Consider the following 13,961-nt stretch of genomic DNA (forward strand, 5'->3'; position numbering starts at 1 on the left):
GCCTGTCACCCGACGACCGCGCCGGGGCCCGTGAGGGTGCGCGTGGCGCCCTCCTGCCGGGCCACGGCCCGTTCGGCGGCCCGGGGTGAGGGCGCGGTGCGGCGTTCCGCGGACGGCAGCAGGGGCAGCAGGTCGTCCTCGCCGAGGAGGACCCGGCGCACCACCCGCTCCGCGGCCACCCCGTCGTCGTACTGGCAGAAACGGTCCCGGAAGGCGGCCCGCAGCGACGCCGCCGCCGGACCGTCCCAGCGCCCCGAGTGGAAGGCCCCGGCGATGGCCGCCTCGTCCAGCGCGAGGACGCCCGGGGTGTCGCCGGGCCGCCCGGACAGCAGGTCGACGTAGACGCCGCGGGTGAGCCGGAAGGCGTCCCAGCCGGCGGTGTGCACGACGATCGGCCGGTCCAGGTTCGCGAAGTCGAACAGCACGGAGGAGAAGTCGCACAGCAGCGCGTCGGCGGCCAGGCACAGGTCCTCGATGTGCGGGTGTCCGGAGACGTCCAGGACCGTGCCGTCCTCCTGGAGGGCGGCCGTCCGCGGGTCCGGCGCACTCGGGTGCGGACGGTCGCCGTGCGGGCGGTCGCTGTACGGCTGGCCGCCGTACGGGTGGGCGCGGACCAGGAGCTGGAAGCGCGGGCCGAGCGCGGCGGCCAGGCGGGCCACGTCCAGCGGCGGGGCGGCGCCGGCCGGGAGGCCGCGGTGGGCGGGCGCGTACAGGACGGCGGTCGCGCCGGGCCGGACGCCGAGCGCGGCCCGCACCGCGCGCACGTCGGCCGCGGTGGCGGTGGCGTACCGGTCGTTGCGGGGGAAGCCGGTGGCCAGCGTCTCGTACGAGCTGGGGTAGGCGCGCTCCCAGATCTCGCTGGAGTGCTGGTTGGCGGAGAGGCAGTAGTCCCACTGGTCGGCGTGTTCCAGGGCCCGGCCGGAGCCCGGCCCTGCCGGGGCGCCCGGGTGGCGGCGCATGTCCAGGCCCGTGGCCTCCAGCGGGGTGCCCTGGTGGGTCTGGAGGCAGATCTGCCCCGGCCGCCCGGCCGCGCCGGGGAAGTCGCCGTCGGTGACCAGGTAGGTGGCGCGGGCCAGCAGCTCCCAGTAGCGGCGGGAGCCGACGGTGACATGGTCGGCACCCGCCGGGACGGCGTCCACCGCGTCCTCGTGGACGGCCCAGACGCCGTGCAGCTGGGATGCGATCTCGCGGGCCTTGCGGTGGACGGCGTACGGGTTGCCGGTCACCGCGCGGTTGCCTCGGGTGCCGTAGAGCACCAGGTCGGCGTCGAGCGGGGCGTGCAGCCGCAGGCCGTAGTAGCGCCGGAAGGCCGTGCGGGCGGCGGCCTCGCCGCGGTCGCGCAGCTCCCTGGCCACCTCGCGCCGCAGCACCTGGGCGCCGTGCAGCGACCGGTACGCGCGGTACGAGCGCAGCGCGGCCGGCAGCGGCGCGCCGTCCGGGCGGTGCCGGCGGATGCAGCGGCTGGCGGCGCGGAAGAAGGCGGCGCGGTCGGCGGGCACGATGCGGTCGGGGTCGTCGAGGATCGCCAGCAGCCGGCCGGTCATCCGGGCGTGCAGGACGGTCAGCAGCGGCAGCCGGCCGTCTTGTGCCGCGACCGCCTCCCCGGTGCCGCCCCCGTCGCCCGGCAGCAGCCCGTCGAGCCGTTCGAACAGCTCCTCGTAGCGCTCGACGGCGACGAAGTGGTGGTGTCCGGGCGTGGTGACGGCGCTGCCCCGCCGCCGCTCGCGCCAGGTGACGCAGACCCGGTCCAGCGCCGCGACGCGCCCGGCGGTCAGCAGGCTCTCGTACGCGTACGGGACGTCCTCGTACGGGCCGTCGGCGAAGGCGAGCCCCCGGCCGGTCCAGTGCTCGCGGCGCACCGCGCGGTTCCACGCGGCGGGCTCGACGCCGAGTACGTCGGGGCGCTGGGCCGCGTCGAAGACCGCGTCGCCCGCCGCCGCCAGGAGGGCGCCGTCACCGCTGGGCCGCCGCCGCTCCCAGACGTCCATCCGTTCGTGGTCCCACAGCAGGACGTCGGGCTCCCCGCACGCCCGCAGGCGCGCGTCGACAGCGGCCAGCGCGCCGGGGGCCAGTGTGTCGTCGCCGTCGAGGAAGAGCAGGTAGTCGCCGCCGGCCAGCGCGGCACCGGCGTTGCGGGACGGGCCGGCGCCGCTCGGGCGGCGCAGGTGCAGGGCGGTCAGGCGCGGGTCGCGGCGCGCGTACTCGTCGATGATCGTGCCGGTGGCGTCCGCCGAGCAGTCGTCGACGGCGATCAGCTCCACGTCCCGGTGGGACTGCTCCAGTACGGAGTCCAGGCAGGCGCGCAGGAAACCCTGGACGCTGCGGGCGGGAACGATGACGCTGAACCGGGGCATGGCCATCCCAAGGTCGGGGCGCGCGGCGCGCGTACACGAATGGACGCAGAGCGTAACCACCCCGCTACGGGCTGTCGATCGCGCCTGTCACCCGTTCGGCCCACGGCCGGTGCCCCGCCACCGCCCGGGCGGGGCCGGTCCGCGCGCCGCGGAAGGCGGGCAGCCGGGGGCCCGCGCCCGGCCTCGGGGCGCGAGACGGCAAGATGGCCCGGAGCAGGGGCGCGCACGCAACCGTGTGCCGGCTTGCGGCCACTGTGCACAAGGGCGCGAGCCACGGGGGCCTCCGGCGCCGACCACACCGACACGAAATGTAGATGTAGTGACTGTGAATGAAGCCCCAGAGCCGCGGCCGGGGCCTGCCATCACACCGTCCGCGCAGGTCAGCATCGTCGTCATCGCCTACAACGACGCCACGCTGGTCGGCGAGGCGGTGCGCTCCGCCCTGGCGCAGGGGGACGCGATCGCCGAGGTGATCGCGGTCGACGACGCCTCGACCGACCGCACGGGCCAGGTTCTGGACGGCCTCGCGCGTGAGCACGGGCGGCTGCGGGTGATCCACCGCGAGGACAACAGCGGCGGCTGCGGCACGCCCCGCAACGACGGACTGCGGGCCGCCACGGGCCGTTTCGTGATGTTCCTGGACAGCGACGACGTACTGCCCGAGGGCGCCGTCGACGCCCTCCTGGAGGCGGCGCTGCGCCACGACACCCCGGTGACGGCGGGCCTGTGCGTGCGCCGCGAGCTGCCGGGGCCGCGCGAGGTGCCCTGGCAGCCGGACCTCTACCGCGCGCCCGCGCTGCACGATCCCGTCACCGCCCACCCCGAGCTGGTCGGCGACACCCTGTGCGTCAACAAGCTCTACGACCGGGCCTTCCTGCTCGACCACGGCATCCTCTTCCCCGACGGCCGCTTCACCTACGAGGACTTCGTCTTCACCTCCCGGGTGCTGGCCGCCGCCCCGCGCCTCGCGGTCGTCCCCGACGAGGTCTACGTCTGGCACGTGCGGCGCAGCGCCGAGAAGCAGTCGATCTCGCTGGACCGCAAGGACGTCGCCAACTGGGAGTCCCGCATCGAGGCGCACCGCACCAGCGTGCGGATCCTCGCCGACGCCGGGCACAAGGGCCTCGCGCACGCCGCGCGCACCAAGTTCCTCGACCACGACCTGCGGATGTACGTCCGGGAGCTGCACACCCGCGGCACGGACTACCGGCAGCAGTGGTGGCGGCTGACCCGCGACTACCTGGCCGGCTTCGAGGAGAGCGAACTGCTCGCCGCCACCGCCCCGGCCCGCTGGCTCGCCCGGGTGCTGCTCGCCTCCGAGGCGCCGCTGGTCTGCGACCGGCTCACCCAGCTCGCCGCCCGCCCCGGACGGCTGCTGCCGCCGTACGAGCGCGACGGCGGGCGGCCCGTGTGGTCGCGCGACCTGCCCGAGGTCGAACTGGACGGCCTGGACGCGCTGCACGCCGACGACCTGCCGGTGACCGTCGACGCCGAGCCCGTCCTCGGCACCCGCTCCGTGCTGCGGCTGCGCCTGCACGACCTGTACGGGCGGGTGGCTGCCGCGAAGCCGGCCGGCATCGACGTGGAGCTGCGCCGCCGGGCGGACGGCCACCGCGGGCCCGTGCACACCGCCACGCTCACCCCGGACCCGTCAGGGGAGAGCTGGACAGCCGAGACGACCCTCGACCTCGGCGCCCTGATCCCCCGTGGCGGCCACGGTTCCGGGGCCCCCGTCCCGTGGGACCTGACCGCTCAGGTGCGCTGCGCCGACGGCTCGGTCCTGCACGCAGCGCTGCGGGCGACCGGCCCCGGACTGCGACGCCACGCACTGCCCAGCGCCCGGCACGGCCTGCTGCTGGCCCAGCCGTACGCGACCACCGGCGGCGCGCTGGCGCTGCGGGTGGCGTCCGGTATGCGTACCGCGTGGCAGATCGCGGCCCGCAAGCTGCGCCGCGGCGGCGGGCGCGCTCGTTAGTCACGTCACAGCGGCCCGGCCGGCGGCGGCCGGGCCCGGCACGGCGGAGGCCGCGCGACGGCCCCGGTCAGCGCGCCGGACACGGCCGTACGGCCCCCCGGGCGCTGCCCGCCGGCGTCCGCACCTGCACCACCCGACGAGCAACGACCACTTTAGGATGGCGAGATGTCTTACTTGATCACGGGCGGCGCCGGCTACATCGGCGCCCACGTCGTACGGGCCATGACACAGGCGGGCGAGCGGGTCGTGGTGCTCGACGACCTCTCCACGGGCGTGGCCGCCCGGGTCCCCGAGGGCGTGCCGATGGTGGTCGGCTCCACCCTGGACCGCGAGCTGCTGGACCGGACCATCTCCGAGCACGGCATCACCGGTGTCGTGCACCTCGCCGCGAAGAAGCAGGTCGGCGAGTCCGTCGAGATGCCGCTGCACTACTACCGCGAGAACGTGCACGGCCTCCAGACGCTGCTGGAGGCCATGGCGGCGGGCGGCGTCGGCCAGTTCGTCTTCTCCTCCTCCGCCGCCGTCTACGGCATGCCGGACGTGGACCTGGTCACCGAGGACACTCCCTGCGCGCCGATCAACCCGTACGGCGAGACCAAGCTCGTCGGCGAGTGGATGGCGCGCGCGGCGGGCAAGGCGCACGGCATCAACACCGCCTGCCTGCGCTACTTCAACGTGGCCGGCACCGCCACCCCCGAGCTGGCCGACATGGGCGTCTTCAACATCGTCCCGATGGTCTTCGAGAAGCTCACCGACGGCGAGTCGCCGCGGATCTTCGGTGATGACTACCCGACCCCGGACGGCACCTGCATCCGCGACTACATCCACGTCGCGGACCTCGCGGACGCCCACCTGGCCGCCGCCCGCAAGCTGGCCGAGCCCGGCCCGGTGCGCGACCTGACGCTGAACATCGGCCGCGGTGAGGGCGTCTCCGTCAAGGAGATGGTCGACCTGATCACCGAGATCACCGGCCACACCGACGCCGTCGCCGAGGTCACCCCGCGCCGCCCCGGCGACCCGGCCCGGGTCGTCGCCGCCGCCGACCGCATCGCCGGTCAGCTGGGCTGGAAGGCCCGCCACGACGTACGCGACATGATCACCTCTGCCTGGGAGGGCTGGCAGCACCACCGCGCCGGCGCCTGATCCGAGCACTCTCGCGTCCGCCCCCGGCCGTGCCGGGGGCGGACGGCTTTTCAGGCCCGGCCGTCCTCGGAGGGCCCGTCGGCCTCCGCCGGCTCCTCTGCCTCCGCCGGCTCGTCGCCCTCCTCAGGCGTGCGGCCCTCCGCCGGCCGTCCGGGCCGCAGTTCGTAGCAGGCGTCCGGAATGCCGCGCTCCGGGTCGCGGAAGTACGGGTACGCGGCGTACTCCCGGCCGTCCGCACCGGTCACCGGCGGCCCCGGCTCCCGCTCCGTGTCCGCCCGTACGATCTCGCTCAGCTCCCCCACCATCCCCTCGCGCAGGCAGTGCGCGCGCAGCCGCAGCCGCGGCGGGAGGGCGGCCAGCACCCGGTCGGTGAGGTAGGCCTCGACCAGCGGGCGGGCGGCCTTGGCCATGGCGCGGCGGCCCGCGGCGTCACGGGCGAGGTACGGCGCGGCGAACTGGGCGAGGATCTCGCCGTGGAAGTGCCGGACCATGAGCGTGTCACGCTCCGGGCCCGGCGGCACCAGCTCCGCGACCTGGGCGAGCACGGTGGCGATGTACCCCAGGTGCTCGGGCCAGTCGAGGTCCTGGCGGCTGGCGTTGCTGTCGTCGTCGCGGCCCTGGAGGTAGTAGCAGTCGTAGTCGCCGAGGACGGAGACGGTGTCCGCGCCGAGCAGGGCGCGGATGCCGAAGGGCAGGTCCTCGGCGAGCAGCCGGCCCTCGACGAAGCGCAGGCCGCGCTCCTGGACGTAGGAGCGGCGGAAGAGTTTGTAGGCGGCCAGCGTCCAGTAGACGGGCGAGTCGTAGGGCGTGACGCGGGGGCTGGTGGTGTGCAGGTCGACGGGGGCCGGGCGCCCGCCGACGCCGGCTATCCGCCCGTACACGATGTCCGAGCCGTACGTGTCGGCCATCGCGGTCAGCCGCTCCAGGGCCTCGGTGCCGAGGTGGTCGTCGGAGTCGAGGAAGAAGAGGTACCGGCCGCGGGCGTGGTCCATGCCGACGTTGCGTGGCCGACCGGCGCCGCCCGACGGCGGCTGGTGGAGCACCGTCAGGTTCGGGTGCGTACGGGCCTGTTCGTCCAGCCAGGTGCCGCTGCCGTCGTCGGAGCCGTCGTCCACGGCGATCAGCTCGACGGCGTCCGGGCCGAGGCTCTGCGCGAAGACCGAGCCCAGGCACGGTCCGAGGTAGCGCAGGGTGTTGTGCACCGGCACGACGACCGACACGACCGGGTCCGGACCCCGGCCGCCGGGGGCGGGCGGACGGTCTGCTGCCACGAGGTGCCCCTTCCGTCGTCCGGTACGGTCCGGCCCCGCGGCGCGCGGGGCCGGACCACAGATCTCAACGCTCCAGCAGGGCGAAAAGATCCTCCCAGCGCTGGGTGATCCGGTCGGTCGAGTAGCGCTGGACGTTCTCCCGCGCCGCCGTGCCGAGCCGGTCGCGCAGCTCCTTGTCGGAGATCAGCGCGTCGATGTGCCGGGCCAGTTCGGTGGTGTTGCCGACCACGGCCAGCAGGCCGTCCTCACCGTCCCGCACGATCTCGTGGACGCCGGGCGCACAGTCGAACGCCGCGCACGGCACGCCGCTGGCCATCGCCTCCATGAGGGAGAGCGGGAAGCCCTCGGCGCGGGAGGCCTGGGCGAAGACGGACGCGCCGCGCAGCGCGCCGGCCACGTCGTCGGTACGGCCCATGAACTCCACGGAGCCGTCCAGCCCGAGCGTGGCGGCCTGCTTCTTCAGCAGGTCCTCGTCGTCACCGGAGCCGTAGATGCGCAGGGTCCAGTCCGGGTGGTCCGGCGCGACCATGGCCCAGGTGTCGAGGAGCAGGTCGACGCCCTTCTCGTCGGAGAGCCGGCCGATGCTGGCGACGACCTTCGCGGTGCGGTCGGAGGGCACCTCGGGCGTCACCGGCAGCGGGTTGGGCATGAAGTCCGCATTGTCCATGCCCTGGCGGATCCACAGGTCGGCGTCCTCGCGGGTGAGGGCGAGCAGCCGGTCCACGCCCTTGTAGTACTTCTTGACCCGCCCGAAGCGCGAGGACTTGCGGCAGGCGTCGAAGGACTCGTGGGTCATGCCGACGACCGGCAGACCCGCGGTGTCGGCGAGCGCCACCCACTCCATGGCCCACACCTGCGTCACGATGACCACGCCGTCCGGCCGGGCGCCGCGGAACAGTGCGCTGAGCTTGTCCGCCTGCTCCTGCATTCCGGCCCGGCGGGCGGCGCGCCGCCGCTGCTCGGCGATGTTCAGGCGGCCCTTGATGCCGCGGGCGGCCGGCACGGCCTTGGGCGGGTGCACGTCGTACAGGGTCGTCGTCGCGTACGGCAGGTCGTCGCCGAGGCCGGCGCGCAGCTCCTCGGGGGCCGGTACGACGCCGACGACGTGCACCCGGTGGCCGCTCTCGGTGAAGAGCCGGGCCATCTGGTGGGACCAGGTGGTCACACCGCCCATCTCGTCGACGTTGTTGTTGACGATGAAGATGTCACGCCCGGTCATGGGCTTCCCCCTTCACGGAAGAACCGCTGTGCGCGGCGCCGGTGATGACGGTGGGGCCGGGCAGCGCGTCGCCGGGTGCCGGGCCGCTGTCCACGGTATGGCCGGCGCCGCCGAAGAACCGGTCGACGATCCGGCGGGCCGCGTCGCCCTGGTCGTACTCGCCGAACTCGGCGGTGAAGCGGCGCCGCGCCGCGCGCTGCCCGTCATCCGCCGCCTTCAGGTTCTCGATCGCCTCGAAGAGTTCCTCGGCGGTGCCCAGGACCGGCCCCGGCGCCTTCTCCTTGAGGTCGAAGTAGGTGCCGCGCGCCTCGTTGGCGTACTCCTCGTAGTCGTACGCGAAGAACAGCATCGGCCGGTCGAGCAGGGCGTAGTCGAACATCACCGAGGAATAGTCCGTGATCATGCCGTCGGCGAGCTGGAGCAGCGGGGTGATGTCGTGGTGCCCGGTGACGTCGATGACCTTGCCGCGTACGGACGGCGGCAGCACCACGTTGTTCAGGTAGTGCGAACGCATCAGCAGCACGAAGCGGTCACCGAAGCGCTCGGCGAACTCGTCCACGTCGAAGGGGAGTTCGAAGCCGCGCACCGAACCGTTGGGATTGGCGCGGAAGGTCGGCGCGTACAGCAGCACCGTCTTGTCGGCGGGGATGCCCAGTTCCTCGGCGAGCGGGCCGCGCTCGCGCACACCGCTCGCCTCCTCGGCGCGGCGGGTGGCGACCAGCGCGTCGTTGCGCGGGTAGCCGCTGCGCAGCAGCACCTCGTCGCGCAGCCGGAAGGCGTTGGCCAGGGTCCGTACGTCATGCTCGGAGCGGACCAGGAAGTGGTCGAAGCGGTCCAGGACCTTCTGGAAGTCCTCCTTGGCGGCCCGCGTCTTGAGCTTCATGCGCGGCTCGTCGAAGCCCATGCGCTTGAGGGCGGAGCCGTGCCAGGTCTGGATGTAGGTGGTCTCCGGGCGCTTGACCAGGCGCAGCGGGAAGCCCTGGTTGTCGATCCAGAACTCGGCCTGGGCGAGGGCACGCAGGTACTGCCAGCTCCAGCGCTTGACGAGGGTGGCGTCCTTGGGGAAACCCTCCGGCTTGCGGCCGTCGTAGGCCCACACGGCCTCGAAGTCGACGCCCTGGCGGCGCATCTCCTCGTAGATGGCGCGGGGGCTGTCGCTGTACTGCTTGCCGAGGTGGCTCTCGAAGACGACCAGGCCCTTGCGGACGGGCAGCTTGCTGAACACCTCGTGGTAGACGCGCAGTTTGGTCTCGCCGGAGTTCAGATCGCGCTGGGCCTTGCGGGCCTTGCGCACACCGGTCTTGGCGAGGTCGGCGGCGGGGCTGCGCAGCGCCTGCCGCAGCACCTCGTTGGTGCGCCGGGCCGCCTTGCCCCGGGCGTCCAGGACGAAGGTGAGGTGGCCGCGCTTGGAGGTGGCGGGCTCGACGCGGTCGAAGACCAGCCGGGTGAGCCGGGGGCGGACCCGCAGCGCGTGGGCGCTGTCCAGGTCGACGCCGCCGACGGTCAGGCGGGTGCGGGTGGTGACGCCGTCCGCGTCCAGGATCAGCCGGACGTCCCAGACGGCGTCGATCACGCCGAGCGGGCGCAGCCGGCGGGCGAGGTCCAGTTCGGCGTCCCAGTGCAGGCCGTCCGCGGCGATGCGCAGCGAGGTCAGCGGGAAGGAGAACGTCTGCAGGCTCTTGCGGCGGGCCCTGAGCTCGAGCCGGCCGCGCAGCGGGGTGCCGGGGGCGATCTTGCCGAGCGGGTTGACGACCGTGCCGACCAGCCGGACCGTGCCGCGCCCGTCGTCCTCGTAGGCGGTGAGCTGGTTGCGCAGGAACAGCTTGCCGACCGAGCGGGTGTGGTAGCCGGCGTCGGTGACGTCCAGGACGCGGCGGCCCTCGGGGTCGTCGAGGTGTTCGGCGCACCAGTAGATACGGCCGTCGCGTTCGGCCAGCGGTGCGGAGAGTTTGTCGCGGTTGATGAGGGTGTCCACCGCGGGCATCAAATTCCGCCAGTCCTCCTTGGCCAGGAGGTAGGCGCAGATCGCCTGAATGCGCTGGACCCGCTCGTACGCCTCGGGGGCGATACCGGCGAGATAGCCGTTGGCCATCCGGGCGAACTCGCGGCGGTACTCCTCGTCCAGCAGCGGAAGATCACGCAGATGCAGCACGAGGTCGTGCTTGAGGAACTTGACGTCCTTGTGGAATTTGAGGTCGTCCAGGCCCTCGCGCTCCAGCAGCTCGTCCACCCGGCGGTGGATCTCCATGCGGTGCGCGAAGTTGGCGATCTCGTGGCGCCGGTTGCTGATCGACTTCGTGGCGGCCTTCTCGAAGACGTTCCAGAAGTAGACGTGGTTGGGGATCAGCGTGATCCGCTTGGCCGCCACGTACGCCTGGGCCGAGAAGAGCAGGTCCTCGTAGTGGATGCCGACGGGAAAGACGAGCCCGGCCTCCAGGAGGAATTCACGCCGATAGCACTTGTTGGTCGACAGCGTGTCGAAGACCAGCAGGTCGGGCAATTCGGAAACGGATTCGATGGTCCGGGTCCGGGAGTACAGCCACGGATACCACTCGGTCTGCTTCTTGTGACGGGAATCGACGTTGACCCGGACGCACATACCGGAGACCAGGTCGGCGCCGGTGCGCTCGGCCGCCTCCAGCATGTTGCGGCAGGCGTTCGACTCCAGGACGTCGTCGCTGTCCAGGAACATCACGTACGCGCCGGTGGCGTGCTGGACGCCGTGGTTGCGGGGCGCTCCGCAGCCGCCGCTGTTCTCCGGCAGCTGCAGCGCCCGCACCCGGTCCGGGTGGGCGGCGGCGAGCTGCTGGGCCACCTCGAAGGATCTGTCCGTGCTGCAGTCGTCGACGATCAGAACTTCGACTCCGTGGAGCGTCTGGTCCAGGACGGACCGGACGGCCGTCGGCAGCCGGTCGGCGTCGTTATAGACGATCACGACTACGGAGACGTCAGGCACGGGCACCCCAATCCTCTTTTCATAGCGCTGCGGGATCCCAAAGCTACCTTGGCCAGCGACCGGCCCGGCACGCCGTCGACCGGCGTACGAGCGCACGTTCGTCGCCGCACCTTGCTCTTGTCAAACCGCATTATTGCGGACATTTGGCTTACCGTAGGACTCTCGACCCGGGGACGATCACCCGCATCGAGAACCGGGTCCCGACATGCCGTACATGAAAAGCGGATCACCCAAAAGCGGCATCTACTCGCTCAAGACGCAGCTGAGCAGGGAAGCGCGGCGCCCCGTGAATGTGACGATCAAAATGCTGACCGCGCCGGCGGAACGCCTGGCGACGCCACGGTTCGCGCCGTATTTCGCGGCATTGCTGGCCATGGGCGCCTATTGCCTCGGTATGACGATGCTCGGCAGCTATCCGTTCGGTACCCGCTCACGTGCCGTGAATGACCTCGGAAATCAGTTCGTACCGTTCCACGCCCATCTGTGGGACCTGCTGCACGGCAGCGCCACCGGCGACCTGGCCCTCAACTGGAACAGCGGTTACGGCGTGCCCTTTCTCGCCGACTTCCTCACCTATCTGATGAATCCGTTCTCCTGGCTTGTCGGCCTGTTCCCCCGCGACCTGGTCGAGCTGCCGGTGTTCCTCGTCACGCTGGGCTGCATCGGCCTGGGCGCCGCGCTGATGACCGTCTTCCTCGGACGGGTGCACCCCGGCTCGCCCTGGCTGCGCGCGCTGCTCGCGGTGGGCTACGGCACCTGCGCCTGGGTGGTGAGCGACGGCACCGCCGACCCCATGTGGATGTGGGGCCTGGTCTCGCTGCCGCTGACCGGCATCGCCGCCGACTGGTGCCTGCGCCGGCGCCGCTGGGTGGCCGGCACCCTGCTCGTCGGCGCGTCCTGGGCCGGGAACTTCTACACGGCGGCGATGGCCACCCTCGCCACGGCCCTGGTGTTCGCCGTACGCCTGCTGCTCGCCACGGACCTTTCCGTACGGCACCGGCTGCGCGCGGCGGCCCGCGCCGCCGCCATGGCGCTGACCGGCATCCTGCTGGCATCCCCCGTGATCATCGTCACCCTCAAGGCCAGCAAGGCGTCCCGGCCCGCCCCGGAGGCGGTCTACCGGGGCCGGCCGCCGACGCTGGACTTCCTCGCGGAACTGCTGCCCGGCGGGCGCGGCTCGGTGCCCTCGCCGCACCTGTTCATCGGGATGCTGGGCCTGCTGCTGGTGGCGGCCTTCCCGTTCGTCCGCGCCGTTCCGGTCCGTGCCCGCGTCGCCTGGTACGGGCTGGCCGCCTGCGTCGCCGTCTCCTTCGTGTGGAAGCCGACACTGCTGGTCTGGCACGGCCTGGCGGTCCCCAACGGCAGCCCGTACCGCGCCTCCTTCGTACTCAGCGCGCTTCTGGTGATCATCGCCTGGCTGGCGGCGGCGCGCCGGCCGCGCCCGCGCGAGCTGGCGGCCGGCGGCGTGCTGGTCGCCGTGCTCGCCGCACTGTGCCACGGCCGCAGCGCGGTCGGCCCGGCCACCTGGATCCTGGTGCTGGGCTGCGGCACGGTGGTGCTCGCGGCGCTGGTCGCGCCGGCCCGGCACCCCGCGCGCCGGGCCGTACGTGTCGCCGTCGCCGCCGCGCTGACCTGCGCGGTCTTCCTCGGCTCGGCCTACGCGGCGTTCTCCGTGACGGCCGTCAGGGACCAGCTCGAATGGTGGCGGCCGAAGATCACGCTCAATGACCGGGCCCTCGCCGTCCACCGCGAGATCAAGAGGCGCGCGGACTGGCCACGCTCGCGCACCGACCCCGGCCCGCACGAGTTCGCCAACAACGACCCCCTGCTGCTGGGCGGCGAGGGCGGCTCGTACTACAGCAGCTATGTACCGGAACGGACCGCCCGCGCACTGCGCGAGATGGGCGGCGGCTGGTTCATCCACGGACGCCACACGCGCAGCGTCGAGGACCCCGTCAGCCGCGCGGTCCTGGGCGTGAGCACCTTCCGGACCGGTCCGCAGGCCGGCCCGGTCGACGTGGGACGGGCCGCCGCCGCGCCCCTGCTGACCGTACGGCCCGGCCTGCCGGTGGACGGCCTGGACCAGCGGCGGCGCGGGGCCGCCGCGCGCGGCATCGACGTACGCCACGATCCGCGGGTCGGCGGCGGTTCGGTCTTCGCCCGCCAGGAACGGCTGCTGGGGGCGCGGGTGTACGAGGTGCCCGCGCTGCGCCTGGCGGGCGGGGGCAGCGGCGGCGCTGGGGGCCCGGCAGCGGGGAGCCATTCCGTGGCGGGGCCTTCGGGGTCAGGGGTCCTCGGAGCCGGCCCTGCCGTACCCGGGCCTTCGGGCGGGTCCGTGCGGCCGGTTCCGCGCCTGGTGGACGGCGAGTGGCGGCTGCCGGCCACCCGCCGGGGCGGGGCGGCCGTCTTCACGGGGCGGTGCGCGCCGGGCTCCGAGGTCTTCTGGTACGCGCCCTGGTACCAGGGCAAGGTACGGGCCTTCGGCCATACCTCCCCGGGGTTCGGCATCCGGGAGACGACCGCGAACCCGGTCAGGGGCCTGGGCACGGTCCCGGCCGACGGGCACCTGACGGTGTCCTTCAGCAACCCGAAGGCCCAGCGCGTCCCCGAGCACCCGCTCGGCTGCCTGAGCCGCGCGAAGCTCACCGCCGCCGTCGCCGGCCTGCGCAAACAGGCTCCGGTACGGCTCACGTCGGGCGGCCACGGGCTGTCCGCCGAACTGCCCGCGCACAGCACCGGCACGGCCGTCCTCGCGGTCCCCGCCGTCACCGGCTGGGGCTGCCGGGTGGACGGCGGCGCCTCGCGCGCCCCGCACTCGTTCGGCGGTCTGATCGCCGTACCGCTCGGAGCGGGCGCGTCGCGGCTGGACTGCTCGTACCGCCCGCCCGGGCTGCTGCCGGGCCTGGCGGTGAGCGGGGCCGCGCTGGGGGTGCTGGCCGCCGTTGCGGCCGTCTGCGGTGTGCGGCGGCGCCGGGGCGGAGTACACCGCCCACCCCCTCCGCTCGAATCGTGACATTTCGCCTGATTAGTAGAATTGCGCCTG

At 73.3% G+C, this 13,961-nt stretch carries 7 protein-coding genes; 3 read left to right on the forward strand and 4 right to left on the reverse strand.

The genetic code is table 11. From position 1 onward, the window contains the following. Window positions 1-5 precede the first annotated feature (5 nt). Window positions 6-2,354, reverse strand: a complete 2,349-nt coding sequence (locus ACZ4Z1_RS14920) for a bifunctional glycosyltransferase/CDP-glycerol:glycerophosphate glycerophosphotransferase (RefSeq protein WP_468486979.1) — start codon at window positions 2,352-2,354, stop codon at window positions 6-8. Between the two features lie 325 nt (window positions 2,355-2,679). On the opposite strand from ACZ4Z1_RS14920, the gene ACZ4Z1_RS14925 reads away from it, so the two are divergent. Together ACZ4Z1_RS14925 and galE are read left to right on the forward strand one after the other, a co-directional pair. Next, window positions 2,680-4,329 (forward strand): glycosyltransferase family 2 protein, encoded by a 1,650-nt coding sequence (locus ACZ4Z1_RS14925; protein ID WP_468486980.1) that lies wholly within the window; start codon window positions 2,680-2,682, stop codon window positions 4,327-4,329. A gap of 165 nt (window positions 4,330-4,494) precedes the next feature. Next, window positions 4,495-5,472: a UDP-glucose 4-epimerase GalE gene (galE, locus tag ACZ4Z1_RS14930; RefSeq protein WP_468486981.1), complete on the forward strand. Its 978-nt coding sequence runs from the start codon at window positions 4,495-4,497 to the stop codon at window positions 5,470-5,472. Window positions 5,473-5,522: 50 nt separating this feature from the next. Here galE and ACZ4Z1_RS14935 read toward each other — a convergent pair whose 3' ends face one another. From ACZ4Z1_RS14935 to ACZ4Z1_RS14945, 3 genes are all read right to left on the reverse strand, one after another. Next, window positions 5,523-6,743: a glycosyltransferase family 2 protein gene (locus ACZ4Z1_RS14935; protein WP_468486982.1), complete on the reverse strand. Its 1,221-nt coding sequence runs from the start codon at window positions 6,741-6,743 to the stop codon at window positions 5,523-5,525. A 64-nt stretch (window positions 6,744-6,807) separates the two neighbouring features. Then, complete coding sequence (locus ACZ4Z1_RS14940) at window positions 6,808-7,962, reverse strand: glycosyltransferase (protein WP_468486983.1); 1,155 nt, start codon at window positions 7,960-7,962, stop codon at window positions 6,808-6,810. Beyond that, on the reverse strand, window positions 7,949-10,924 hold the full coding sequence (locus ACZ4Z1_RS14945; protein ID WP_468486984.1) for a bifunctional glycosyltransferase/CDP-glycerol:glycerophosphate glycerophosphotransferase: 2,976 nt from the start codon (window positions 10,922-10,924) through the stop codon (window positions 7,949-7,951). The genes ACZ4Z1_RS14940 and ACZ4Z1_RS14945 overlap by 14 nt, the downstream gene beginning before the upstream one ends. 208 nt (window positions 10,925-11,132) lie before the next feature. On the opposite strand from ACZ4Z1_RS14945, the gene ACZ4Z1_RS14950 reads away from it, so the two are divergent. After that, on the forward strand, window positions 11,133-13,931 hold the full coding sequence (locus tag ACZ4Z1_RS14950) for a YfhO family protein (RefSeq protein WP_468486985.1): 2,799 nt from the start codon (window positions 11,133-11,135) through the stop codon (window positions 13,929-13,931). The last annotated feature ends 30 nt before the right edge of the window (window positions 13,932-13,961 follow it).

Source organism: Streptomyces sp. NPDC030165, assembly GCF_055573595.1.

What these genes read in the sequence shown, in the direction of transcription:
- galE (WP_468486981.1), top strand. Translation starts at nt 4,495, where the DNA reads ATGTCTTACTTGATCACGGGCGGCGCCGGCTACATCGGCGCCCACGTC.
- ACZ4Z1_RS14950 (WP_468486985.1), top strand. Translation starts at nt 11,133, where the DNA reads ATGAAAAGCGGATCACCCAAAAGCGGCATCTACTCGCTCAAGACGCAG.
- ACZ4Z1_RS14940 (WP_468486983.1), bottom strand. Translation starts at nt 7,962, where the DNA reads ATGACCGGGCGTGACATCTTCATCGTCAACAACAACGTCGACGAGATG.
- ACZ4Z1_RS14920 (WP_468486979.1), bottom strand. Translation starts at nt 2,354, where the DNA reads ATGCCCCGGTTCAGCGTCATCGTTCCCGCCCGCAGCGTCCAGGGTTTC.